General features: G+C 39.3%; 24 protein-coding genes. 5 read left to right on the forward strand and 19 right to left on the reverse strand.

The annotated features are described in order from the left end of the window. Positions 1 to 17 precede the first annotated feature (17 nt). Entirely contained in the window at positions 18 to 650 is a 633-nt protein-coding gene (gene refZ, locus JOC76_RS12550; RefSeq protein ID WP_205178038.1) for a forespore capture DNA-binding protein RefZ, read from the reverse strand. Positions 651 to 797: 147 nt separating this feature from the next. On the opposite strand from refZ, the gene msrC reads away from it, so the two are divergent. Both msrC and rpsD read left to right on the forward strand, forming a co-directional pair. Then, positions 798 to 1,283 carry a free L-methionine (R)-S-oxide reductase MsrC gene (gene msrC / locus JOC76_RS12555; RefSeq protein ID WP_205178040.1) on the forward strand — a complete coding sequence of 162 codons (486 nt, stop codon included), beginning with the start codon at positions 798 to 800 and terminating at the stop codon, positions 1,281 to 1,283. 391 nt (positions 1,284 to 1,674) lie between these two features. Then, a complete protein-coding gene (rpsD, locus tag JOC76_RS12560) occupies positions 1,675 to 2,277 on the forward strand; it encodes a 30S ribosomal protein S4 (RefSeq protein ID WP_205178041.1) in 603 nt (200 codons plus the stop codon). Positions 2,278 to 2,386: 109 nt separating this feature from the next. Here the strand turns inward: rpsD and pcaC are convergent, their stop codons facing one another. From pcaC to JOC76_RS12635, 15 genes are all read right to left on the reverse strand, one after another. Further along, on the reverse strand, positions 2,387 to 2,782 hold the full coding sequence (pcaC, locus tag JOC76_RS12565; RefSeq protein ID WP_205178042.1) for a 4-carboxymuconolactone decarboxylase: 396 nt from the start codon (positions 2,780 to 2,782) through the stop codon (positions 2,387 to 2,389). 86 nt (positions 2,783 to 2,868) lie between these two features. Beyond that, positions 2,869 to 3,669 carry a formate dehydrogenase accessory sulfurtransferase FdhD gene (gene fdhD / locus JOC76_RS12570; protein ID WP_205178043.1) on the reverse strand — a complete coding sequence of 267 codons (801 nt, stop codon included), beginning with the start codon at positions 3,667 to 3,669 and terminating at the stop codon, positions 2,869 to 2,871. A 94-nt stretch (positions 3,670 to 3,763) separates the two neighbouring features. After that, positions 3,764 to 4,243 carry a helical membrane plugin domain-containing protein gene (locus JOC76_RS12575; RefSeq protein ID WP_205178044.1) on the reverse strand — a complete coding sequence of 160 codons (480 nt, stop codon included), beginning with the start codon at positions 4,241 to 4,243 and terminating at the stop codon, positions 3,764 to 3,766. Further along, on the reverse strand, positions 4,243 to 7,215 hold the full coding sequence (gene fdhF, locus JOC76_RS12580) for a formate dehydrogenase subunit alpha (protein ID WP_205178045.1): 2,973 nt from the start codon (positions 7,213 to 7,215) through the stop codon (positions 4,243 to 4,245). The genes JOC76_RS12575 and fdhF overlap by 1 nt, the downstream gene beginning before the upstream one ends. Before the next feature lie 17 nt (positions 7,216 to 7,232). Further along, entirely contained in the window at positions 7,233 to 8,456 is a 1,224-nt protein-coding gene (locus JOC76_RS12585; RefSeq protein ID WP_205178046.1) for an NAD(P)-dependent malic enzyme, read from the reverse strand. 132 nt (positions 8,457 to 8,588) lie between these two features. Then, positions 8,589 to 8,993, reverse strand: a complete 405-nt coding sequence (locus JOC76_RS12590) for a riboflavin kinase (protein WP_205178047.1) — start codon at positions 8,991 to 8,993, stop codon at positions 8,589 to 8,591. A gap of 217 nt (positions 8,994 to 9,210) precedes the next feature. Then, positions 9,211 to 9,468, reverse strand: coding sequence for a YciI family protein (locus JOC76_RS12595; RefSeq protein ID WP_205178049.1), 258 nt, complete (start codon positions 9,466 to 9,468; stop codon positions 9,211 to 9,213). Positions 9,469 to 9,480: 12 nt separating this feature from the next. After that, complete coding sequence (locus JOC76_RS12600) at positions 9,481 to 10,923, reverse strand: aldehyde dehydrogenase family protein (protein ID WP_205178051.1); 1,443 nt, start codon at positions 10,921 to 10,923, stop codon at positions 9,481 to 9,483. A 40-nt stretch (positions 10,924 to 10,963) separates the two neighbouring features. After that, entirely contained in the window at positions 10,964 to 11,227 is a 264-nt protein-coding gene (locus JOC76_RS12605) for a hypothetical protein (RefSeq protein WP_205178053.1), read from the reverse strand. 51 nt (positions 11,228 to 11,278) lie between these two features. Next, positions 11,279 to 11,839 (reverse strand): NADPH-dependent FMN reductase, encoded by a 561-nt coding sequence (locus tag JOC76_RS12610; RefSeq protein ID WP_205178055.1) that lies wholly within the window; start codon positions 11,837 to 11,839, stop codon positions 11,279 to 11,281. Positions 11,840 to 11,878: 39 nt separating this feature from the next. After that, positions 11,879 to 13,363: an aldehyde dehydrogenase gene (locus JOC76_RS12615; protein WP_205178057.1), complete on the reverse strand. Its 1,485-nt coding sequence runs from the start codon at positions 13,361 to 13,363 to the stop codon at positions 11,879 to 11,881. Positions 13,364 to 13,376: 13 nt separating this feature from the next. After that, positions 13,377 to 14,183, reverse strand: coding sequence for an alpha/beta fold hydrolase (locus JOC76_RS12620; protein WP_205178059.1), 807 nt, complete (start codon positions 14,181 to 14,183; stop codon positions 13,377 to 13,379). Next, on the reverse strand, positions 14,183 to 14,761 hold the full coding sequence (locus JOC76_RS12625; protein ID WP_239557705.1) for an amino acid synthesis family protein: 579 nt from the start codon (positions 14,759 to 14,761) through the stop codon (positions 14,183 to 14,185). The genes JOC76_RS12620 and JOC76_RS12625 overlap by 1 nt, the downstream gene beginning before the upstream one ends. Continuing rightward, positions 14,761 to 15,909 (reverse strand): LLM class flavin-dependent oxidoreductase, encoded by a 1,149-nt coding sequence (locus JOC76_RS12630; RefSeq protein WP_205178061.1) that lies wholly within the window; start codon positions 15,907 to 15,909, stop codon positions 14,761 to 14,763. The genes JOC76_RS12625 and JOC76_RS12630 overlap by 1 nt, the downstream gene beginning before the upstream one ends. 14 nt (positions 15,910 to 15,923) lie before the next feature. Continuing rightward, on the reverse strand, positions 15,924 to 16,592 hold the full coding sequence (locus tag JOC76_RS12635) for a GntR family transcriptional regulator (protein WP_205178063.1): 669 nt from the start codon (positions 16,590 to 16,592) through the stop codon (positions 15,924 to 15,926). 709 nt (positions 16,593 to 17,301) lie between these two features. On the opposite strand from JOC76_RS12635, the gene JOC76_RS12640 reads away from it, so the two are divergent. Both JOC76_RS12640 and JOC76_RS12645 read left to right on the forward strand, forming a co-directional pair. Continuing rightward, positions 17,302 to 18,678 (forward strand): purine-cytosine permease family protein, encoded by a 1,377-nt coding sequence (locus JOC76_RS12640; protein WP_205178065.1) that lies wholly within the window; start codon positions 17,302 to 17,304, stop codon positions 18,676 to 18,678. Between the two features lie 474 nt (positions 18,679 to 19,152). After that, positions 19,153 to 20,130, forward strand: coding sequence for a Gfo/Idh/MocA family protein (locus JOC76_RS12645; protein WP_205178067.1), 978 nt, complete (start codon positions 19,153 to 19,155; stop codon positions 20,128 to 20,130). Between the two features lie 100 nt (positions 20,131 to 20,230). On the opposite strand, the gene JOC76_RS12650 is transcribed toward JOC76_RS12645, so the two are convergent. After that, positions 20,231 to 20,581 (reverse strand): carbohydrate-binding protein, encoded by a 351-nt coding sequence (locus tag JOC76_RS12650; protein WP_307784719.1) that lies wholly within the window; start codon positions 20,579 to 20,581, stop codon positions 20,231 to 20,233. Positions 20,582 to 20,593: 12 nt separating this feature from the next. Beyond that, entirely contained in the window at positions 20,594 to 22,981 is a 2,388-nt protein-coding gene (locus JOC76_RS12655; protein ID WP_205178070.1) for a beta-glucosidase, read from the reverse strand. An 830-nt stretch (positions 22,982 to 23,811) separates the two neighbouring features. Here JOC76_RS12655 and JOC76_RS12660 point away from each other — a divergent pair. Beyond that, complete coding sequence (locus JOC76_RS12660; protein ID WP_205178072.1) at positions 23,812 to 24,357, forward strand: hypothetical protein; 546 nt, start codon at positions 23,812 to 23,814, stop codon at positions 24,355 to 24,357. Between the two features lie 142 nt (positions 24,358 to 24,499). On the opposite strand, the gene JOC76_RS12665 is transcribed toward JOC76_RS12660, so the two are convergent. After that, positions 24,500 to 24,688, reverse strand: a complete 189-nt coding sequence (locus tag JOC76_RS12665; protein WP_205178074.1) for a DUF6954 family protein — start codon at positions 24,686 to 24,688, stop codon at positions 24,500 to 24,502. Between the last annotated feature and the right edge of the window lie 31 nt (positions 24,689 to 24,719).

Here is a 24,719-nt window from a genome sequence, read left to right on the forward strand (position 1 = left end):
AAAAAATAGCGATTACGCTATTTAATAACCGCACCTTTCATGATTGGACCTTCAAAGGTTAAGGTTTTATCAATCCAAGCATATAGATCTTTTAAATATTTTTGTTCAAAAAATGGTTCGTTAGGAAAAATATATAAAACTTCCCTCATATATTGAGCATTCATAAATGGCATCATTAACAAACTCTTTAACTGAATAATTAAATATGGGATGGAATGTGGACGAAATTCCTGCCACTCAAATCCTCTTTCAAAGATTTTCTGTAAATAATATTTTTCCTTTAAGGAATAAGTTGACATGATTTCTCTTACTACTTGGGAGTCCATAGACATTTCTCGATAAACAAAACTAGCAAGTTGAGTATTTTCACATTGATAATGAAGCAGGTCTGCGACAATTCGCTTTAAACATTCTTTTGCACCACGATCAATGGAGAGATACCCTTCTTCAATCTTATGGATATACTGTTCAAAAAAATACATAAAACAGTATTCTAAAAGTCCTGCTTTATTATTAAAATAGTAGGCAATAGTGGCAGTATTGACTTTCGCTAAATTGGCAATATCCCTGACGGATGTTCCCGAATACCCATTTGAATTAAACAACGAAATGGCAGCCTTCACAATTGCTTCCTTTGCATTTTGCTTCATGTCATCTCCCCCTTAAGGAATCCCGTACATTAGGATTTCTGTATAATCATGACTGATTCCTTTATGAAAATATCGACAAAGTCTGCTCATTTTCGCCTATTTTTGATAAAATAAAAAAGAAATTATAATGGAAAAAGGTGAAATTACTTGTTTAACGCCGAAATGTATACTGGAAGTCGTGAAGAAAATTACCAGCTTGTCAAAAAACAATTGCAAGCACTCCTTCATGATGAGAAGAATCAAATTGCGAATCTTAGCAATGCCTCTGCACTCTTAAATCAATTTCTTGACCGCATTAACTGGGTAGGGTTTTATTTGATTGATACAAATGGGGAACTTGTTCTGGGTCCTTTCCAAGGATTACCTGCTTGTGTAAGAATTCCTATTGGCAAGGGCGTATGCGGTACCGCAGCAATGAAAAAGGTAACGCTCCTTGTGGAGGATGTTCATCAATTTCCCGGTCATATCGCCTGCGATGCTGCTTCCCAATCTGAAATTGTCATCCCCCTTTTAAAAGACGGAGAATTATATGGCGTATTAGACATCGATTCGCCTGAAAAAAATCGCTTTGATGAACTTGATCAACAACAGCTTGAAGAGTTCGCGGCCATTTTAATGGATAATATTAATTAAGAAAAGCGCAAGGCGCCGATAGGAATAATTAGGATATACCTCTTTAGCGTAATAAAAAGTTCTCCTACTTTATAGTTATTTTTAGGATGAATTTGGTATCTCTTTTTGATTAATTTATTAATTTTTCAAGAATATTTTTTAGTCATTTCAAGGGCAAGTAAATTATACTTGACTTTCCATGTATAAAAATCATATAATACTCTTTGTGTAAAATATATGCAGCCTATTGAGTTTACTTTATTGGTCTCATTTTGTTCCTCAAATCATTTTTGATGGTGTATCTTGTAACCCTTAGCTGCTAGGGCGAAGGTGCATGAAAACAAAATGTCTACTAAAGAGTCTCATAACGGTTTTTATTTTACCCAAATAAAAACACAAGGAGGAGTCATTCATGGCTCGTTATACCGGCCCAAGCTGGAAACTATCCCGTCGTCTTGGAATCTCTCTAAGCGGCACAGGTAAAGAATTAGAAAAGCGTCCTTACGCTCCTGGACAACATGGTCCAAACCAACGCAAAAAGCTTTCTGAATACGGATTACAATTACAAGAGAAGCAAAAGCTTCGTCATATGTATGGTGTAAATGAGCGCCAATTCCGTACACTTTTCGAAAAAGCTGGCAAATTATCTGGTATCCATGGTGAAAACTTCATGGCTCTACTTGAGTCACGTTTAGATAACGTTGTTTACCGTTTAGGTCTTGCTCGCACTCGTCGTGCTGCTCGCCAATTAGTAAACCACGGTCATATCTTAGTTAACGGTTCTCGTGTAGATATCCCATCTTACCGTGTAACTGCTGGACAAACAATCAGCCTACGTGAAAAATCACGTAACCTTGATGTAGTTAAAGAAGCAGTTGAAGTTAATAACTTTGTACCTGATTTCTTAACTTTTGATGCTGACAAGTTAGAAGGAACTTTCACTCGTTTACCAGAGCGTTCTGAACTTCCAGCTGAAATTAACGAAGCACTTATCGTTGAGTTCTACTCTCGTTAATAATCACAAAAACCCTAGAAACTGCGTTATTAACGCTTCTAGGGTTTTTTACTTTTACTCAGCTTGATAGAATTTTAAGGGGCCTGATTTAGTACGACCCTCCTCTTTATTATTTATTGTTTTCTTTTTCCATTTCAATCTCATTGAAAACCTCTTGTGCGATTCTAAAACTATCAATAGCCGCCGGTACCCCACAGTAAATAGCAGTTTGTAAAAATACCTCTTGGATTTCTTCCTTAGTTATACCATTATTAATAGCTCCGCGAACATGCAGCTTAATTTCATGTGGACGATTGAGCGCAGTAAGCATAGCAAGATTGATAATGCTACGTGTTTTTCTAGGAAGACCTGGTCTAGTCCAAATTTCTCCCCAACAGTATTCTGTAACTAGTTCCTGCATTGGACGATTAAAATCTGTAGCGTTATTAATGGATTTATCCACATAATCCGCACCTAAAACCCCTCTTCGCACTTCTAAACCCTCATCGAATCTGTTCTTATCCATTATTCAACACTCCTCATAATTTTATTGTTAATTCCTATTAAAGACTACATTTCCATTTCACTAAATCCTCGATTTCTTTTTCCAGCCTAATCCAAGTCAATAATACGTTCTGGATTTGTATATATGTTTAATGCTTTGTTACGGATAAAGCCAACAACGGTAATACCTAGTTCTTTTGCTAAGCGCACTGCCAGCTCAGTTGGCGCAGATTTTGATAGAACAATACCGCATTTAATTTTTGCTACCTTTAATAAAACCTCTGAGGAAATACGTCCACTAAATACAATTACTTTATCCTCTATTGAAATGGAATGTTTGAGACAGTAGCCATAGATTTTATCTAATGCGTTATGTCTGCCAATGTCTGTTCTTGCAACGACAATTCCATTTCGATCACATAAGGCCGCATTATGGGCGCCACCCGTATCTTGAAAAATGGTCGATGATCTCTGCATCATCTCCATGAGACGGAAGCAATCTTCAATCGAAAGCATTTTGTTTCTTGTTTCAATCGGCTTCACCGTTCTGGCATCGTTATAAAAATAAAAACTCTGCCGGCTCTTTCCACAGCACGATGTCACGTACCTCTTGGAGTGGAACATTTCATCTAATTTATTTACCCGATGTGTGGTAACAATCGCCTTGCCTGTTGTTTCAATAAAATGAAGTTCCTTTATGCCCTCATAGCACCTAATAATACCCTCTGATGCCAAAAATCCGACTACGAGCTCCTCAATATGTTCTGGACTGCATACGAGGGTTGCGAATTCTTGGTTATTTAAAATAACCGTAATCGGATACTCCGTTACGATTACATCATCTACAAGTTGAACAACTCCATTTTCATAACGGAGCACTTTATTTGTTACCTGCATTTGCTGATCCATCGTTCATGTCTCCCCTTATCATTCATCTCATTTGGCTTTTAGATCAACTGATTGGTCGAAGACAAAAACAGTCATCGTGATATTTCTGCAGCTTCTATCCCTTTAATCCTTCGCCGATCCCCTTTAGAAGATTCAATCCAAATCCGATTGCACGGTTAATATCCGGATCGTTTAATACCTTTATTAGATCCAGTATTCCAACTTTTGAATTGGATTGAAGTCCTTGCTCGGCTTTTGCCAATCCTTTTGCAACGCTTCCCATTAACTTCTTTGTCATTTCAGGATCTAGGGTAGCCAATGCTCCGCCTGCAGCCATCGTGTTGTTGAGAATATTTGTAACCGGCTCTCGTGTCATTTGGCCAACAGCAATTTTTGCCACTTTCTCTTTTGCTTTGACAAGGCTGCCTGCGGCCTCTAAAATACCGCTATTATGAAGCTCCTGCAGTAGATGAAGTGTTTCAAGCAAGGAATCTTTATTTTGTGCAACTTCACCGAGAAGACTTTCCAAGGATTGTGACATTTTTTGCTCTTCTGTCAACTCGACTTTTTTAATCATTTTAATTGGATTAGCCATTATGCATTCCTCCTGTCATACAAACCTGGCTGTACATGGTGATTAACACTAGCGATTGGCACATAGTCGTCACGTTCCCATTTTTGGTAAATTTCAAGACCCATTTGAGGTGTGCGTGTTTTGTTGCGCGGATTGAATTTTGGAAGTGGATTTTCCCCCTCAATCGTAAGCACCTCCATTCGTACCTTCGTCTGCTTATAAGCAGGTGTATGTGTCGCCACATCCACGGCACCGCCCGTCAGTAAGTTAACAGCGCTTTCGTGGCTTGCTGAGTGCATTGGCATATACACAGTTTTGCCCTCCATTCTGTCTGTAACAAGAACCGGAACACGAACGGCACCATATGGTGATATAAGACGGACAAGCGTTCCGTCCTGCACACCGCGCTCTTTCGCAAGTTCAGGTGATACCTCGACAAATACTTTCGGTAATTTGTATTGAAGCCCTTCTGACTTATGAGTCAAGTTTCCTTCATGGAAGTGCTCAAGCAAACGTCCATTATCAAGTAACAGGTCATACTCTTCTGGGTATTCCACCGGCGGAACATAGTCATACAATCCGAAACGAGCCTTCTTGTCAGGAAAATTAAAGCCATTCATATGAAGGACCGGAGTATCAGTACCTTCCGGTGAACCCCAAGTAAAGCTGTTCCAGCCTTCAAGTACATCGTAGTTACAATGTGTAAAGAATGGTGTTAAGCTTGCCATTTCAGTAAAGATTTCACTTGGATGCATGTAATTCCAATTAAAGCCCATTCTGTTTGCTACCTGCTGAAGAATCCACCAGTCCGGCTTGCTGTTGCCCGTTAGCTCTAATGCCTGGTATAAACGCTGTACACGTCGTTCCGTATTTGTAAATGTTCCTTCTTTTTCGAGTGAAGGCGCTCCCGGTAAAATGACGTCTGCAAATTGAGCCGTTGTTGATAAGAAGATTTCTTGTACAACAAGGAAGTCGAGTTTAGAAAGCATGTTTTGTGTATGGTTGGAATCAGCATCTACCCAGGCCATATCCTCGCCGACAATATACATTGCTCTCAATTCACCCTTATCAATCGCTTCAAGCATTTCAATATTATCAAGACCTGGCTTGGCAGGTATGGTTACTCCATAGGCTTTCTCAAACTTCGCCCGAACATCAGATTCCGTTACTGGCTGATATCCAGGAAAGATATTTGGCATGGTGCCCATATCGCTTGCGCCCTGCACGTTGTTATGTCCACGAAGTGGAAACGCACCTGCATTGCGACGCATCATATTTCCAGTTGCAAGAAGAAGGTTAGCAATAGCAACAGATGTATAAGATCCGGCTATGTTTTGCGTAACACCCATCCCCCAGCAAATGGCTGTGCCGTCCGAATCACGAATCATTTCAGCTATTTGGATTAATATCTCTTTAGAAATGCCAGTAATCTTCTCTGCTTCTGCCAGTGTATATGGTGAGATCATTTTTACGAATCCATCATATTGGTTCACATGATTGCGGATAAACGTTTCATCGTGCAAGCCTTGGTCAATCATGTATTTGGTCACAGCAGTCAGCCATACATAGTCAGTTCCTTGCTTTGGACGAACAAAAAGGTCAGCACGGTCGGCCATTTCATGTCTGCGCACGTCAATGGTGATTAATTTTTGACCATGAAGCTTGTGGGCACGCTTAATACGTGATGCAAGGACTGGATGCCCCTCAGCAGGAGCACATCCAACAAGGATCACAAGTCCAGCACCGGCGATGTCTTTGATGGATCCGGAGTCGCCGCCGATGCCGCCAGTTTGCTGTAAACCCCATGATGCTGGGGACTGGCAATAACGAGAGCAGTTGTCTACGTTGTTTGTGCCAAATACTTGACGGGACAGCTTTTGGATTAAGTAGTTTTCTTCATTTGTAATTTTAGAAGATGCGATAAATCCCAATGCATCGCTTCCATACCTATCTTTAATGCCGCCTAATTTTTCGACGACAAGATCCAATGCTTCTTCCCAAGTTGCTTCAACAAACACATCGCCCCTGCGAATTAATGGGGATGTGATTCGTTCCGGTGAATTGACGAAATCCCAGCCGAATTTTCCTTTCACACATGTAGATACGCTGTTTACCGGTGCGTTTTCAGATGGTTCAATTTTTAAGATTTGGTGATCTTTTGTCCAAACCTCAAATGTGCAGCCTACGCCGCAGAATGTACAAACCGTTTTTGTCTTTTTCGTACGTGTATCACGCATAGCTGCTTCGACTTCAGAAACGGCAAAGATTGTTTGGTAATCAGGCTCTACCGCTTTAACAAGATCGATCATGGGAGTAAGCAAGTCGTCTTTCATTGATGTCATAAATCCGGCATTGCCAAGCATGGATTTTTCCATTAATGCATTACAAGGACAAACTGTGACACACTGTCCACACGAAACACAGGAGGATTCATTAATACTTTTTCCGCCATCCCATAAAACACGTGGTTGATCGCTCTCCCAGTTTATGGTCAATGTTTCATTTACCTGCAAGTCCTGGCATGTTTCAACGCAGCGGCCGCACAAGATACATTGATCGGGATCGTAGCGATAAAATGGATGAGACATATCCACGTCGTAACCCTTTGAGCGATGCGGGCGTGTTTGATGTTCTACTCCCATCATTTCAGCTGTATTATGTACTTGGCAATTACCGTTGTTATTATCGCAAACCGTACAGTATAATAAATGATTTTCTAAAATCCGGTCCATCGCTTCTTCTTGCGCCTTCTTCGCAAGCAGAGAGGCCGTTAGAATATTCATACCGTCCTCTACTACTGTAGAACAGGCACGCATCAAGCTTCCATTTACTTCACACATACATGTATCACAGCTTTGAACTGGACCAAGAATTTCTGAATAACAAATATGGGGATGCTGTATCTCCTGAGAAAGAAGGTAATCTAAAATACGTGTCCCTTGTTCTAGTTCATGTGTTGTTCCATTAATAAGAACATGCACTTTTTCAGACAAAGTATTTCCCCCTAATATTATCTTTTTAGCTTTAATAACCGGCTTTTTATTTCTGCCGTTTTCACATTTTTTTGAGCTACACCTGTTTCAATAGCCGCTTTAGCAACTGCTTCCGCGACATGTGCAGCAACAAGCGGATCAAACGGATCTGGAATGATATAATCCGGGTTAAGATCCTCATCTGAAATTAATCCGGCAATCGCATAAACAGCTGCCTGTTTCATATCTTCATTGATTTCTTTTGCGTGGACATCCAATGCTCCGCGGAAAATCCCTGGAAAAGCCAGTACGTTATTTATCTGATTGGGGAAATCAGAGCGGCCCGTTCCTACAACAAACGCTCCTGCTTCTTTTGCATCCTGTGGCATAATTTCTGGTATTGGATTGGCCATTGCAAATATGATAGGGTTTTGACTCATGGATCGAACCATTTCTTGGGTGACAGCACCCGCAGCCGAAACACCAACGAAAACATCAGCTCCCACAAGCGCCTCTGCTAAAGTCCCCTTTATTTGATCTTTGTTCGTTATTTGTGCCAATTCTTCCTTAAATGAATTCATTCCGCCAGGACGACCTTCATAAATAATTCCTTTTGTATCACATAGAATGGCATCCTTTACCCCCATATTAAGTAACAGCTTTGCTGTCGCCACTCCTGCCGCTCCAGCACCATTTACGACAATGCGAATATCATCAATTTTCTTTTTAACAAGTTTAAGAGCATTGATTAAACCTGCGGCCGTGACAATTGCCGTACCATGCTGATCGTCATGAAAAATGGGAATATTGCACGATTTACGAAGGCGATCTTCGATTACAAAGCACTGAGGGGCCGCAATGTCTTCCAGATTCACTCCGCCAAATGTAGGCTCTAATAATTGCACCATCTCAACAATTTTATCTGTATCTGTCGTATTCAAACAAATTGGAAAAGCGTCCACATTAGCGAATGATTTAAACAGTAAGGCTTTTCCTTCCATTACCGGCATAGCGGCCTTCGATCCAATATCACCCAGCCCCAGTACAGCTGTACCATTAGACACAACAGCAACCAAGTTTCCTTTAATCGTATAATCATAGACTTTGTACTCATCCTGATATATTTCAATACAAGGCTCTGCAACACCAGGTGAATAAGCAAGACTTAATCCTTTTGTATCACTAATGTCTACCTTCGAATGAATACCAAGCTTTCCTTGATTTAATTTATGCATTTCCAGGGCTTCTTCTCTTAATGTCATGACAGTTCCCTCTCTCTTAATATTGAAATTTTAATTCTCTATCTTGGTTGCTGTACATAAAGTTGCTCGGACGAAGATCTTTTGTTCATAGCCCCACTTGGGAATTTCATATCACTATTCTTAGTTCTTAATTCAATAATTTAGAACGGGCATTAGTAGACTTGTAGCAGTTTCGATATCTTTGTTAATTTGTGCTCTGAGTTCTTGAATAGTATTGAACTTTTGTTCATTTCTAATTTTAAAAAGGGCCTCCACCTGAACAAATGTCCCATATATATTTTGATTAAAATGAATGATATGAACTTCGATGCTTTTCTCATACATTTTATGAAATGTTGGTTTTACCCCAATATTCATCACACCGTAATAATCGAAATCATTTACTTTGATTCGAACCCCATATACCCCGTTTTCCAACCATGGGGCTGAAAAATCAATGTTTGCAGTCGGAAACCCGATTGTCCTTCCTCTTTGCTCACCATGGACAACCTTTCCTTCCAGATAAAACTTTGTTTCTACTAGTAATTCTGTGCTCATATTGTCACATCCCAATTGTCTTAGTTTATCTTTCTAATTGGAACACCCATTAGAAATGCTTGAATGTCTTCTAATAGCATCGACAAGTTCATCCTCATTGTCATAGTGCTTACTAAATGTATGAACTTCTACTCTCTTTTAAATTACTTTTCAACCAGTATCAACGTATATAAATAAAGAGACCGTTTCCAGTCTCTTTATTTAAAGTTCAAGATCTTTACACGACCTTCCATTCTTTAAGCTCTAAGCGTCGTGATTCACAGACGACATGGGGATCATTTTCTGCTAATGTGAGCGCTTCTTCATAGGAATCGGCTATGTAGACCACTAGACCGCCCGATTCATCCGAAAAAGGCCCTCTTGCAAAAATCTTTCCTTTTTCATCCAGTTTGTCTAAATACTCAATATGACGTGGGCGGACTTCCAGATTTTTTTCTTTGTCCAACATATGCAAAATCGCAGCATAATAAGGCATTTTTCCCCCTCCCTAATTGCGAATCCAAATAACCAGCTTCATTTCAGTCATTTCTTCAACTGCATATTTTAATCCTTCACGTCCTGTTCCACTTTCTTTTACCCCGCCATAAGGCATGTTATCTACCCTAAATGTTGGAACGTCATTGATTATGACACCACCAACATGCAACTTTTCTGATGCATTCAGCGCTGTATGGACATCATTTGTATAGATTCCTGCCTGTAAACCATAATTAGAGTCATTTACTAAGTAAATAGCCTCATCAACAGACTTCACTTTATTCACTAACACAATCGGTGCAAACACTTCCTGACAAGAAACCTTTAATTGCTGATCAGCATTTAAAATCACAGTCGGGTGGACAATATTACCTTCAGCACCCCCTCCTGTCGCAATCGTTGCTCCTGCTTGTTTTGCCTCATCAATCCAAAGAAGTGTTCTCTTCACATCATTCGGTGAAATCAATGCTGAAACATCTGTTTCTGGATTAAGCGGGTCACCTAATGTTAATTTCTTCGTTGCTTCTACAAACCTTTCAACAAACGATTCGTACACATCTTCGTGTGCATAGATTCTTTGAAGAGAGATACATACTTGCCCCTGATTGGAAAAGGCACCTGTTACACATCGAGAGATAATCTTATCAATATCTACATTTCTATCGATAATAACAGCTGCATTTGATCCTAGTTCCAATGTGACACGTTTTAAGCCTGCCTTATTGCGAATGCCAATGCCCACACTTGGACTGCCCGTAAATGTAATCATACTTACTCTTGAATCAGTCACTAGTTTATCTCCTACAACTCTTCCGGCACCAGTTACCACATTTAATGCCCCTTTTGGCAATCCGGCTTCTTCCAATAACTCTGCAATGAAAAGGGAAGAAAGTGGAGTTTGCGTTGCTGGCTTTAATACAATGGTATTCCCTGCTGCAATGGCAGGGCCCACTTTATGAGCAACGAGATTCATTGGAAAATTAAATGGGGTAATAGCCCCAATAATCCCAATCGGTTCACGTACAGTATAGCCAAGGCGATTGACACCGCCCTTCGCAGCGTCTAATGGAATCGTCTCTCCATGAATTCGCTTCGCTTCTTCGGCTGCGAATTTATAGGTTTCAATGGTACGCTCCACTTCACCCTTTGCCGTTGTATAAGGCTTTGCAGCTTCAAGTGCAATGATTTTAGCTGCTTCATCAATGCGTTCTTCAAGCTTCCTCGCTAATGCTTCCAAAATATTTGCACGCTGGAAAGCCGGCATACTTGCCATCACGGTTTTCGCCTGTTCAGCAGCTTGAATAGCGTGTTCAACATCCTCCACCGTTGCCATTGGAATTTCAGCAATCACTTCTTCTGTATATGGAGAGCGTAATTCACTATATTCTTTTCCTTCGACCCATTGTCCATTGATAAATAGCTTCTTCTTTGTAATTTCACTCGTTACGTTCACCTTTTTAAGCCAACCTCCCCTTCAAAAAAACTAGAATTTGTTAAGATACATTAGAAAGATAGTATTCTTCTAATTTTACTGTTAAACCACCATGACCAAATTTACAGCGGCGATTATCCGTCATATATTTCTCTTTGATATATTCAAGAAATGAAAGAATCGTTTGGCGCCTTTTGATAATTTGATGAAGTCCCTGGTTATAAAACCAGGCATCGATTGTATTGTATACACCTCTATTAATTCCATATTTCTCGTTGCAAATATTTATAAAGGAAAGGTCGGGTACATTTACAGTTTCTTCCATCTATATCCTTATCCCCCTTATAACTTACTTCCATACAATTACGGAAGTTTTTTATTTCGTTACTAATTCATTTTCTGCCGTATTTAAAGCCTTTTGCAACATAACTACTTCTTCACTGAGGGATGTGATTCGGCGTAATACATCCTCATCAATAATTTCATTCTGCTTATTGAAATGATCATTATGTGCATATACAGATCCCGGTGCAACATAAGCACGTAAATAACCTGCAACTGGCTTCAATTGATTTTCAATGACTAAATAATGTTGATAGGTTCCGCCAGTAGCCACGAATCCCATAACTTTATGACGAAAATCCTGTGGAGGAACTAAATCAAACAGATTCTTAAGAGCTCCAGTAAGGGATCCTTGGAAAATTGGCGTTCCAATGACATAAAAATCAGCTTCTTTTACTAAATCAATGACTGCTTTTGTATCACCTGTATAGGTAGAAGGGTCTCGACCATCACAAAATTGAACATCATACTGCTTTAAATCAAGTAATTCTACTTCAATCTCCGGATGGTTTTTCTTAACTTCCTCTAATACTTTTTCCACAACAACTTTTGTTTTTGATCCTGTAATAGTTCCGGATATACCCAATAGTTTCATTTTCAATTCCTCCTAAAAAATTTTATATAACCGGATTTTTTATCTCATAATAAACGGATCAGGAATCGGTTCAGTGGAAGTATTAATCCAGACCGTTTTATCCTGCATATATTCTTGAATCGCATCAAATCCGCCTTCTCTACCGTAACCGCTTAGCCCGGATCCACCAATCGCTGCAATTGGCGAAATACTTCGATAGGTGTTCACCCAAACAATACCGGCACAAATGGCCTTTGCCACTCGATGAGCCCTTGCCACATCCTTTGTCCAAATTCCAGCTGCAAGACCGTAGTCTGTGCTATTAGCTAATTCGATGATTTCATCTTCATTTTCAAAAGGAATAACACTTAATACAGGCCCGAAGATTTCCTCTCTTGTAATTCGATCACTGTTATCTCTATGTTCAAAGATCGTTGGCTCGAAATACCATCCCATTTCTAAATGCCGTGGCCGTTTTCCTCCGTAGATAAGTTTGGCCCCTTCTTCTAATCCAATAGATACATAGTTTTCGACCCGATCCAATTGCGCTTTTGTCGCTAATGGCCCCATCTCTGTTTCAGCTTGAAACGGATCGCCTATCTTGATTTTGGACACGCGATCAACTAATCTTTCCATTACTTGATCGTAAATGTCTTTATGCAAAAAGGCTCTTGAACCAGCCACACAACTTTGACCTGTAGCGCCAAAAATTCCTGCTATAATGCCCATCGCCGCATTATCAGGATTCGCATCTTCAAACACAATATTGGGAGACTTTCCTCCAAGTTCAAGTGATAAATGTGCAAAGTTTTTAGCTGAATTTCGAACAATATGACGGGCTGATTCTGCACCTCCCGTAAAGGCAATACGTCTTACAAGTGGATGAGAAGTAAGAGCATCACCGACTGGATTTCCAAAGCCTGTTACCACATTGACGACACCTGGGGGGAATCCTGCCTTTTCTACTAACCTCACTAAATCCAAAAGAGAGGCAGAAGTTACTTCCGAGGGTTTAATAACAATTGTATTTCCCGCTACAAGAGCAGGTGCTAGCTTTAAGGTTGTTAAATAAAGAGGGGAGTTCCAAGGTGTGATGGCGGCCACTACTCCCAATGGTTCCTTTGATGTAAAGGCGAACATATCCTTTTTATCAATAGGTAGAGTTCGGCCATGGATTTTGTCGGCAAGTCCCGCATAATAATAGAAGAATTCAGGTATATAGTTGACTTGACCCCGCATTTCACGAATTAACTTTCCGTTATCAAGTGATTCAACCAATGCAAGTTCTTCGACGTGTTCAGCGATTAGTTCACCTAGTTTGCGAACTAATTTGCCTCGTTCTGTGAAAGTCATCTTCGTCCATTCTGAATGTAAAAAAGCTTTGTGAGCAGCTTGAACAGCTCGATCAACGTCAGCTGCATCCCCTTTTGCAACAAGACACCATGCTTTCTCTGTTGCGGGATTATAGCTCTCGAAATATTCACCGGTTGATGACTCTGTCCATTCACCATTAATGTACATTTGGTATTTTTTTAGCTGTGTCATTTTCGTCCCTCCTTTATCCCAATGAAATTGTCTGTTTCCCTATAAAAAAGCGAAGCTCTTTATTGATGATATCTGCCCCTTCTACTGGCAGCATGTGTTTCATATCTGGGATAATTTTTATGTCTGATCCTTTAATTTGTTCATGCATCATTCTAGCCATCTCAGGATTTGATCCAATATCATTTTCAGCTGTAATAATCAAAGCGGGTGTTTTAATGTTTTGCAATTTTGGCCAAACTTCTGCATCAGCCGTTGCAAAAAGGGTGTAGGCGGCTAAATAGGATGCAGGGTTATTAGTTTGAAGTCTCTTTCGAACTTGGTTCACAACTTCTTCATGGGATTGTATGAAAGTTGGATTAAACCATCGTTTAATGGCTGGTTCAATTGTAAATAGTGGCCCATTTTCGCGGACTTCCTCGACCCTTGCGAGGATTCCTTTTCGTTGCTCGTCAGTTCGATTCGCAACAGCATTCATGATGGTAACCGTTTTCAGTTTATTTTTATAGGTCAGTGCAAATGCTTGTGCGACCATGCCTCCCATTGAAAAGCCAACAAGATGGGTTTTTTCAATTTGTAAATAATCCATCAATCCTGAAAGCTGTTCAACATATTGAGTAATAGAATAAGGACCAGGGGGATGTTCGGATCCCCCATGACCTAACATGTCGTATACAATCACTCGAAAAGAGTCTGATAAGCTATCAATCTGTTGATTCCACATGGTGTGGTCTAATCCTACACCATGAATGAAAATCAACGGTTCTCCAGATCCTTTTTCTTCATAAAAGATTTTCCCTTGTTTGTATACGGCAATTGGCATTAGACAAGCCCCATTTCAACCATATCTAGATGGCGGTTTCCTATTCTAGGATGTGGACGTCCGCCTGTAGATACACCTATGGCTACAACGATTTCATCACATCTCGGTGCATCTGGAATTGTTGCTTCAAAGGTAATAAAGTGAGAACGCTGTGAATCATCTGTTTTATGAACCATAGGAATCATCACTGCTGTTCCTGCTCCGCCGCGCTTATTTGTAAAAGGTAAGATACTTTTTGCTTCTACCGCATCTCTAAATTTATTGCCAAATCTAAATGTATGAATGATAGCAGATGCATGTTCAATCTCTCCATCAACCCCAACAACCGCCGCTTTTCCGAATGCTTCTACGTCGTCAGCAGAGTTGATATGCTTAAATAATTCACTCACTAACAACTCGCCAAGTTGAGGTGCGAATTCTTCAATTTCAGGTTTTAAGTTTTCTACAAATCCTCTGCCTGCCCATGGATTTTTGATGACAGCCGAAGTTATGATCATTTTGATTGGTTCTTCTACTTGCTTTCCACCTTCGATACGTGTTTCTTCAATTGCTGTGTAAACTTTACGAATCTCTAACATTATGCAAGTACCCCCGTATTTTTAGTTGAAAATCTTGGCATTACTTCTTCTGTAAATAGTTTTAGACTTCTCATCATTTTGTCATGAGGTAATCCATTGTGATTAACCCAAAGTAATAATTCTTGCAGGTTAAGCTCTTCTTGTAATTCTTGTATTTTTTCAGTTACATATTCAGGTGTTCCAAATAATAGATTTCTAGGGTGTAAGAATTCATAGTTTAGCTCTTGACCTTGTTTTACTTGTTCGCCTGGATCCATTAGGTTGCTAAGTCCTCTCCAGTGGCAAATCCAACGGTAGTTATTTAACACAGCTTCTGCTGCGTCCTGGCGAGCTTGCTCCATAGTTTCTGCTACATAAACATCACGTACAAGGGCAATTCCTTCACCAAGCGCTACTTCATGTCCACGTGCTTCTGATGCATGTTCACGATATAATTCGAAGCGGCCTTTTAATTCCTTCACAGTTGGCATCCAGAACATACCTTTAATATTATTTTGGGCTGCAGCAATAATGGAAGTTTCTGAATCAATTACTTGCCATAATGGCAGTTCCTTCTGATAAGGTCTTGGCATAAGAGCAATCTTATTAATTTCTCCCTTCTCCATATCCATGAATTCGTCTGTTGATGGGCTCATTGGATGGCTCCATTTCAAGCCTTGTGGAGGGAATTGATAAATATCACCTTGGTGAGAGAAGAAGCGATCTGCCCATGATTTTCTTAAAATCTCTAGTGTTTCATTAAAAAGGGCACGGTTTTGTTGTTGATTTTTTGGATCAGCCAAAGAGTTTAGATTAGCAGCTTCTCTTCCGTATAACCCTCGAGCTAAACCAACTTCAACACGCCCCTTGCTGAGCTGGTCGAGCATGGCTATGTCTTCTGCCAAACGAAGCGGATGCCAGAAGGTAGCAACATTTGCTGCTTGGCCAATTCGAATGTTCTTTGTTCTTGCTGCGATATCTGCTCCCATTAAAATAGGATTGGAAATCAACTCATTTCCTTCATGGCCAAAGTGATGTTCCGTGTACCAAATCGAATCATACCCATTTTCATCACAGTACACAGCCTGCTCGCGCGCTTCATCGAGCACCTTATAGTACTCCTCGTGTCTACCCGGTCCTGAAAGATTCGCAAAGATTCCAAATTTCATACTACTCATTCCTCCTAAGAATTTTTTAGTTTTCTTTCAATGTCCCTTCTTAATTCCTCTCCACTTGCTCTTACATGTTCACGCATGGCTTTCTCCGCTTCCATCTGGTCACCTTTTTCAATAGCATTTAAAATAGCTTTATGCTCTTTAAGGGATTGTTCACGACGAACAGGATCTCCAATCGTAATAAACACATAGCGGTTATATGGGATTTGATTTAATAGAAGGTTCAACATATAGCTTAATTTGGAGCTGTTGGCACCTTCTAAGATGGTTTCGTGAAAAATACTATTTGCTTCAACATACAATTTGTTATCAGATGTTTGTAATGCTTTTTCCATGTCAGTGACTGTCTGCCGTACCTTTTCAATTTCGGCAAGATCCCCTTTTTCTGTAAACAACCCTGCTGCAAGCCCTTCCAAAACTTCCTTCAAGGTAAATAGCTCCCTTAGTTCCTGTTCGGTAGGTTTTGTAACACAGGTTCCAACTCTTGGAATAATTTCAACTAGCCCTTCTCTTTCAAGTTGTTTTAATGCTTCTCTAATGGGTGTACGACTTACTTGGAAGTGTTCAGATAGAGCCGTTTCAGATAATTTCTGGCCCGGTTCATAATCTCCCGTCACAATCGCCTCACGTATCGCATTGGTCACCTGAGCGGTGATACCAAGTGTCAAGATTGCCATAGTTCAAGCACCCCTCCTTTTTTCGTTTCTACCATGTACCATACAAGCTTTATAATTGGAAGTATATGCTATCAATTTTAGCTTGTCAATATAGATTTCTGAAAATTTTTAATAGTATATTTCCTATAAAATATCCCCATTTATGGCTTTGGTAACCCGAGCTTAACACCAAAGACCAAGATCACTATCATTCAAACACTCCTTCTTATTTCGTTTCTACCATGTACCATACAAGATATTTATAATTGGAATTATATGCTTCCCATACTGGCTCGTCAATATAGATTTTAGAAAATTTAAAATTAACTATTATTTTGGTTTCCAAACTTTAAAATTAGACGACTGCTTCCTATGTTTCATTTCTACCTGTTTCAAAGATAAAACAAATTTTTTTCGGATATTTTTTATCTTTTACTATTTTTTGTGTTAAGAAACATAACAAGAAAACCTCAAATCAATTGGGTTAATGCTATTATTCTTTTTAAAGTATTAAAAATTCCAAAGCTTTGCTTTAGTTGATACCCATCAACTTCTTTAGCACATCGGAGGGGGGAATGCACGATCTTTAATAGAACAAAATCTACTGATTTTTTTATTTTTTTCAGAATTTATTGACATTTGGGCACGCTTACATTTATAGTATTTCTTGTAAAACGTACTTGCATGGTACATGGTGGATGCAAGGAAAATTTGGATAGGGGGCGATTGAATGAAAGTTGAATCTCGGAGTATTGAATTTATTCCAATTGATGAAAGGTCAGGAAAAGCTCGCGATTTATTTCCTATTTGGTTTGGGGCAAACATGCACATTACAACTCTGGTAACAGGGGCATTACCCATTACAATGGGGTTGAATTTGTTTTGGAGTCTAGTGGCTATTGTAATCGGGACATTGATCGGTGCAATCTTTATGGCCTCTCATTCAGCTCAGGGTCCTCAACTAGGAATTCCTCAAATGATTCAAAGCCGTGCTCAATTTGGTGTCATTGGTGCTATTTTCCCATTATTTCTTGTCATGTTTGTTTACTTTGGTTATTTTGCCAGTAGCGGGATGCTGGCTGCTCAAACATTAAGCAGTTTAACTTCCATTGATCAAACCTACAGCATTATTATTCTGAATGCACTGTGTTTTATTGTAACGATTTTCGGTTATCAATTCATCCATAAGATGCAAAAAGTGCTGTCCTGGACTACGTTAGTTATCTATCTAATTGCTACCGTTCTTGTTTTTCAATTATCGGTTCCTGCAGGCAGCTGGAATGTCGGTCACGTGAATTTGTCACAGTTTTTATTAGTGGTCAGTATGATTGCTACTTGGCAATTATCATACGCTCCCTATGTTGCAGACTATTCGCGCTATCTACCAATCACAACGCCGACTAAACATACATTTTGGTATAGCTACGCCGGTACCTCAGTTAGCACCATTTGGATAATGACACTTGGCTCGGTCCTGGTCACTGCCATTCCTAATTTTCTTGAACATACAGGTGCCAATTTGGCCCACTTGTTTGGCGGATTCGCCATTATCATGTTTTTAGTGATTATTTTTGGACAACTTGCGATTAATGTCTTCAATTTATACGGGGCCTTTATGTCCACCATTACGACAATTGAACCGTTCGCAAAGCTGAAGGTTACTCCGAAAGTTCGCGTAATCATGATCTTAGCCGTCGCAATCGTCGGCACGATTTTATGCTTACTCGGAAAAAGTAACTTCTTATCGTTTTTCTTAAACTTTATCTGGTTCATGAGTTACTTTTTAATTCCTTGGACTTCGATTAACTTAGTAGACTACTATTTTCTTCGACACGGCCGCTATAGTGTAAAGGATATTTTTGATGTTAACGGACAATATGGAAAAATCAATATGATAACTTGTTTAGCCTTTTTACTATCCATTATTGCAGAAATTCCTTTTATCAACACGACATTATATGTCGGTCCAATGGCTAAAGCGTTTGGCGGCGCAGACCTGGCATGGGTGGTAGGATTAATTGTTCCGGCCGTTTTATACTATTACCCTATGAAATTTAAATTGAAAACAGAAAGTCATAAAATAGATACTCAGGAAAGTATTTTGTAAAGTCTTTGAGGCTATAAGTTGGGGGGAAGGAGAAAAGTGACCTTTTAATCACTTTTTCTCCTTCCCTTCTCTTTGCTGTCTCTTTGCTGTAATTTCAAAAAAATAGATTAAAAAAAGATAAATACAACTATGCTAAGGACAGCCCGTATGGATTAAGTGTTTATTAATTTTTATAACTTGTTTTGAAAGCTACGAGCGCACGAATCTGAGAGTTCCCATTCAAAAAAATAAGCACGCTTCAAACATTATGTTCAGTCTGCTATCACACATTCTATGAATTGTTGAAAATGAGGTCCTATCTGATTTAAAAGTATTTTCAAATCTTATCACCTTAAATATAATCAAGCTACATAAGAGAATTGGAGGAATATTTCATATTAACTATTGCTTATATCGGAAACGGAAAAAGTACCAACCGTTATCATTTAATATAACGCGGAGATATTTGCATAATAAAGAATGAGGTGAATGACAATGAAACTCGGAATAATAGGTTCTGGAAAAATTGTTGCAGATTTTTTAACTATAGCTGGTGATTTACCCGATACAGAATTAATAGCCATCTTTGGTACGGAAAGAAGTATACCAAAAATGGAAGTGATGAAAAACGAATATGGAATTGGAAAAATATATACGGACTATGAAGAATGTTTACAGGATTCGGATATTGATACCGTATATATTGCATTACCCAATCATCTTCATTATTCCTTTACAAAGGATGCTCTTTTAAAAGGAAAAAATGTCATTTGTGAAAAACCATTTACACTAAAGTTTAGTGAGTTTATTGAGCTAAGAAATATTGCTAAAGAAAATCATTTGATATTAATTGAAGCGATCACAACACAATATTTATCCAATTACTTATCAATTAAGGAATCCATTCGTGCTCTTGGAGATTTAAAGATAATCGAATGTAATTATTCTCAATATTCTTCTCGATATGATGCTTTTAAAAAGGGAGAAATCTTGCCGGCTTTTAACCCTAAAGCAGGTGGAGGAGCATTAATGGACATCAACATTTACAATATCCACTTTGTGGTTGGAATCTTAGGAAAGCCTGATTCGGTCACCTATCTTGCAAACGTTGAAAGGGATATAGATACATCTGGTATTCTTTTATTAAACTATCCAACCTGTAAAGTAGTTTGTATTGGTGCCAAAGACTCGACAGCACCGATACGTTCTCTCATTCAAGGCGATAAAGGATCCATTGTCTTAAACGGGTCAGCTAACGTTTGTGATTCTTTTGAGTTGAATATGAATGGGGAGGATAGCCGAATCATTGATAATAAAGTCCATCCACACAGAATGTTTGAAGAATTTTGTGAGTTTGCAATGATGATCAAAGAAAATGATTACACTAAAGCCGATTCTATGTTAGAACAGAGCCAAATGGTGATGGAAGTTCTCGAGGAAGCCTTACTTGATGCTGGAATTAAGTTAGGTTGATTTATCAAATCCTAAAATGCTCAAACTCCTTAGTTATGAGTTTAAATCAAAATAGAAGCAGGGGAGAGAGATCTCTCTCCCTTGCTTCTATAAAAAATCCTTATTCAGCTTCTCCTTGTAAAAACGATAGCTCAAACCAGTTAATATTCATACCAGATGCAGTAATTTGCAGCTTTAAGGAATGCTGACCTTCAGGCAGATTAATTTGGACCGGTGCACCTGTCACCCAATTCTGCAAGCCGCCTGTTGCCTGATTTTGGATGACTGTTCCGACCTTATTATTATCAACATAAATATCAAAGGCAGCACCTGCAGCGTTAACAGCTACCCTCGGAGTAAAAGTATAATCCCCGTTTCTTTGAACATTGATATTGTAGGAAAGCCACTCGCCTAGGTTGGTATTGTTTGGATTCACACCGCCATCAGTATCGAGAGTTACTTGAGTACCAATACCGTTGCTGCTCTAATTGAAATCCATTGCTTTGACTCTAGTATTCTCCTTTTGGCTGATTTTCGTAACCATTGGATGTAATACTCTCTTTTTAAAGACTTGGGTTTTCATAACCATGTTAAGGACGTTCTTAATGTTTCGTTCAAGTTCCTGACGGGTTAAGTCTCCCGAAGCGAGAGCACTCAATAAGTTGGCAGTATTTCCAGACGGCATTTTCACATCGTTACCTGTCTTTGCCTCCTTATAGTGTGTGCTGTTATTGCCCCAGTCCGTCATGACCATTCCTTTATATCCCCACTCACTGCGAAGGATATCGGTCAATAAATCCTTACTTTCTGAAGTTTCCTTGCCATTGATTAAATTGTAGGAAGACATCACTGCCCATGGCTGCGCTTCCTTAACAGCAATCTCGAAGCCTTTCAGATAAATCTCACGTAAGGCACGTTCCGACATCCGGCTGTCACTGCTGTTACGGTTTACTTCCTTATTGTTGGCCGCAAAGTGCTTGATGGTAACTCCTACACCCTCTAATTGAACACCACTGGTGATGGCAGATGACATTTTACCTGTAATAAGCGGATCCTCAGAAAAGTATTCAAAGTTCCGTCCATTTAAAGGATTGCGATGAATATTCATTGCAGGAGCAAGCCACAAATCAACATTATTTAATTGTGCTTCCTTACCCACTGCTTCACCCATTTGCTTCACCAAATCCACATTCCAAGTACAAGCTAGCAAGGTTTCAACAGGCCATGCCGTGGTATGACTCGTCAAACGTAATCCTGCTGGACCATCCGAAGTTTGGGTACTAGGAATACCGTAATCGGCAAGGCCCCCAATTCCACCTGTTCCCCCGGCTATTTGTGCTCTTTTACCTTGAGACAAATCAGCTAGCTGCGCATCGGATAGCTGTGTAAGGAATTGATCCATTAAACTTGGGTTTTCATACACATCTTTCAGCATAAGTTTGCTTTGTGGCGGCTGAACGGTTTGAGTAGGTGCTACAGAAACTTCTTGTGTAGTTGCAGAAGATGTTGCCGGTGTTAGAGTTTCATAAGTTCCATCAGCCAACAATCTTTTATCTAGTTGAATAGGAGCCTGTTCTTTTGAAAGCTGTTCTGTCACGGCTAGTTTGTTAACCTTGTAAGTATAGCGAACACCTTTTTCTCCGGCATCCTTGATGGAGTTCCCGACAAATATGTTATAATCTCCTGGTTCCAAGACGTAAGCTGATTTTTGTACTATACCAGTGTCATCATAACTTGACATATCATTGACATCATAAGACATGTGTACCACATCAGACTTGCCTGGTTCAATCAATTTCGTTTTTGCAAAGGCTGCAAGCTCCTTACCAGGCTTGCCAAGCTTACCTTGAGGGGCACTAAAGTAGGCTTGGACTACTTCCTTACCTGATACTTTACCTGTATTGGTAACCTTTGCTACCACGTTGACTATATCGTCTTCAACAGACGTATGGACATTGGAAATATCAAAAGTAGTATAAGAGAGTCCATAACCGAAAGGATAGTTTACCTTTTGATAAGTAGGGTCGAAGGTTTCAAAATAACGGTAGCCGACAAAAATATCCTCTTCATAGCTAACATGGTCTGTGTATTGATCAAAATTGTTTGCGGATGGGTAGTCATTATAGCTCTTTGCGAAAGTATCAACCAGTTTACCTGATGGGTTCACGTCTCCTGTAAGGACATCCGAAACCGCATTTCCGCCTTCCATTCCAGGTTGCCAAGCAACAAGGACTGAGATACCAGGAAAGTTTGCAATCCAGGAAGTATCAATGACAGCGCCAACATTAAGGACAACAACAACCTTTTTAAATCCTGCTTTTGTTACTTTATCAAGCATCGAAACCTCATCATCACTCAGATAATAATCGCCCTTTATGGCTTTTTTATCTGAACCTTCACTCGAAAATCTACTAATCGTAACAATCGCAGTATCAGCATTATTGGCTGCTGCTTGCACCTGATCATCAGCAAGAGGCATCTCGGCTTTTGTACTAGAAGTAACATATTTTTGATAGGCATCTGTTAATGGTTGATAGATCTTAACTTCCCCACTTGCCTGCTTGTTTTGCATGCCCTGGAGTAAATTGATGACATAATCAACGTTTACGTTTCCAGAACCGCCGCCGCCTTTTTGGAAGTTAATTTGTCCAATGCCAAAAAGAGCAATCGATTGCCCATGATTAAGTGGAAGACCGCCATGGTTTTCAAGTAATACCATACCTTCCCCGGCAATTTTACGGGAAAGATCATGGTTTCCAGGTACGGAAAGCGCATTTGCACGCGGACCATTTACTAAAGCAACCGAAGCCATGACAAAAAAGGCTAATATCAAAGACAGCACTTTTCTTACTTTTTTTGCCCTAACCTTCACCTTCATACCTCCCCTATTTTATTTGAAGCTGAACTGCATACTAACTTTACTCCAACACCTCCCTATTAAAAAATTATTTCGTTAGGCGAAAGAATCCGTTTACATTTAAAGTGTTAACATACTGAATATTCAAAATAACATTACGAACAACTGGATATTTTTGCTATATTCTGGATTATTTTGTTTTTATATCCCATTTATTGAATTAAGACTATCTACTTAAACACAGCAAAGTGAAAAGGTCTGTCCTAGACGTTCAAGAGCCTCTCTCACATCTTCCACTTCCTAAATGACTTTCTTGTCCTCATGAAATCTTTCATGCAGACAATTTCAGCTCCCCCACCTACCTTCAACTCCTCATAAAAGGCAATTCTTAATATCATCACACAAAAGACTTTGGAATCCTAAAGCCTTAATGTCTGATATGACCACCAAAATGGGCACGGTTATAACTAGGAATGAGGATCTTTCCTCCCAAAATAAAGCCCTGGAAGTTAAAGAAATGCTAATGCCCAACAGAGTTAGCAGCGGCAGGGGCAAGAACAAAGAAAAAAGGGATATTTGAAAGGTAATACCTATAGGTAAACCACTATATCCATGGGATATTGATATTCATAGTTATTTTTTTGCCTATTTTCTTAAAAAAATCTAACTAGCCAGTAATAACGTTTAAGTAACAATCCCTTGTCTTACTTGAGGATTTACTATTATTCAACTAGACGAAAGAACTATGGTGACAGAAGTAGTGAAAAGGACGGGCTGTTTTATTAGGACAATCCATTTCGTGGTACATATAAATAAATTACAGCTTAAGAAAAGGGGAATTGTATATGAGTGAACACATCACGAAGAATTTTATTGGTAAAGTAATCAAAATTGACCGGAATGGTCCAGAATCCAGAATTGGAAAGTTATTGCATGTGGGTGAGGATTTTATTGTCATTCTTACAGATGATGAGGTCGTTTACTACAACAGTCATCATATCAAAAGTTTTACTGAGAATGTAACAGGTAATATGACAATCAATGCTGAAGTTCCGGAAGACCTCGAAGTTAAAAAAGCACACAATTTTAAAGGGTTGTTTAAGTGCTCCCAATATAATTGGATACGAATTAATCGTGGCGGTCCTGACACTGTAGAGGGGTTACTAGCTGGTTTAGAAGATAATTTTGCTGTTTTAGTTAATTGTCAAGAGATTATTCGTGTTGCTCTTTTCCACATCAAAAATATCAGTTTTGGAAGCACTAAATCCGAACATGATGAATCAAATGATGAATCATATTATGAATCAAGTGATGAATCAAGTGATGAATCTAGTTCAAGTTCAAGTTCAAGTTCAAGTTCAAGCTCAAGTTCAAGTTCAAGCTCATATTAAGTCCCAGGGGTGAATGAGGACGAGTCCAGTTCTTTCATTCTTACTGCCGAAATCCGGACATCCTGAAAAGGGAGGAAGTCGAGAAACAGATTAATCAATCGGCAGTTTTATGATAAAGAACCCGCATAGCAATGCGGGTTCTTTATTTCTTACTAGTCCATTTGAGTGCTTTACGATAACAAACAGTGATAACGAGATAAAGGATTATGACAATAGCAGCAGTCCAAAATCTTTCTTGCATCGCTCCATCTGCCATGAGAACGGGACCGAGACCAAAAAAAGTTACAAGTCCAAGGAGAATAATAAAGAATATGTGTAAAAATATTTTCACGTCTTTCCCCCCATTACTCTTTAGATATTAA

The organism is Neobacillus cucumis, assembly GCF_016908975.1.
Lineage (GTDB): Bacteria > Bacillota > Bacilli > Bacillales > Cytobacillaceae > Neobacillus > Neobacillus cucumis.

What these genes read in the sequence shown, in the direction of transcription:
- refZ (WP_205178038.1), bottom strand. Translation starts at nt 650, where the DNA reads ATGAAGCAAAATGCAAAGGAAGCAATTGTGAAGGCTGCCATTTCGTTG.
- rpsD (WP_205178041.1), top strand. Translation starts at nt 1,675, where the DNA reads ATGGCTCGTTATACCGGCCCAAGCTGGAAACTATCCCGTCGTCTTGGA.
- pcaC (WP_205178042.1), bottom strand. Translation starts at nt 2,782, where the DNA reads ATGGATAAGAACAGATTCGATGAGGGTTTAGAAGTGCGAAGAGGGGTT.
- fdhD (WP_205178043.1), bottom strand. Translation starts at nt 3,669, where the DNA reads ATGGATCAGCAAATGCAGGTAACAAATAAAGTGCTCCGTTATGAAAAT.
- JOC76_RS12575 (WP_205178044.1), bottom strand. Translation starts at nt 4,243, where the DNA reads ATGGCTAATCCAATTAAAATGATTAAAAAAGTCGAGTTGACAGAAGAG.
- JOC76_RS12585 (WP_205178046.1), bottom strand. Translation starts at nt 8,456, where the DNA reads ATGACATTAAGAGAAGAAGCCCTGGAAATGCATAAATTAAATCAAGGA.
- JOC76_RS12590 (WP_205178047.1), bottom strand. Translation starts at nt 8,993, where the DNA reads ATGAGCACAGAATTACTAGTAGAAACAAAGTTTTATCTGGAAGGAAAG.
- JOC76_RS12595 (WP_205178049.1), bottom strand. Translation starts at nt 9,468, where the DNA reads ATGCCTTATTATGCTGCGATTTTGCATATGTTGGACAAAGAAAAAAAT.
- JOC76_RS12605 (WP_205178053.1), bottom strand. Translation starts at nt 11,227, where the DNA reads ATGGAAGAAACTGTAAATGTACCCGACCTTTCCTTTATAAATATTTGC.
- JOC76_RS12610 (WP_205178055.1), bottom strand. Translation starts at nt 11,839, where the DNA reads ATGAAACTATTGGGTATATCCGGAACTATTACAGGATCAAAAACAAAA.
- JOC76_RS12615 (WP_205178057.1), bottom strand. Translation starts at nt 13,363, where the DNA reads ATGACACAGCTAAAAAAATACCAAATGTACATTAATGGTGAATGGACA.
- JOC76_RS12620 (WP_205178059.1), bottom strand. Translation starts at nt 14,183, where the DNA reads ATGCCAATTGCCGTATACAAACAAGGGAAAATCTTTTATGAAGAAAAA.
- JOC76_RS12625 (WP_239557705.1), bottom strand. Translation starts at nt 14,761, where the DNA reads ATGTTAGAGATTCGTAAAGTTTACACAGCAATTGAAGAAACACGTATC.
- JOC76_RS12630 (WP_205178061.1), bottom strand. Translation starts at nt 15,909, where the DNA reads ATGAAATTTGGAATCTTTGCGAATCTTTCAGGACCGGGTAGACACGAG.
- JOC76_RS12635 (WP_205178063.1), bottom strand. Translation starts at nt 16,592, where the DNA reads ATGGCAATCTTGACACTTGGTATCACCGCTCAGGTGACCAATGCGATA.
- JOC76_RS12640 (WP_205178065.1), top strand. Translation starts at nt 17,302, where the DNA reads ATGAAAGTTGAATCTCGGAGTATTGAATTTATTCCAATTGATGAAAGG.
- JOC76_RS12645 (WP_205178067.1), top strand. Translation starts at nt 19,153, where the DNA reads ATGAAACTCGGAATAATAGGTTCTGGAAAAATTGTTGCAGATTTTTTA.
- JOC76_RS12660 (WP_205178072.1), top strand. Translation starts at nt 23,812, where the DNA reads ATGAGTGAACACATCACGAAGAATTTTATTGGTAAAGTAATCAAAATT.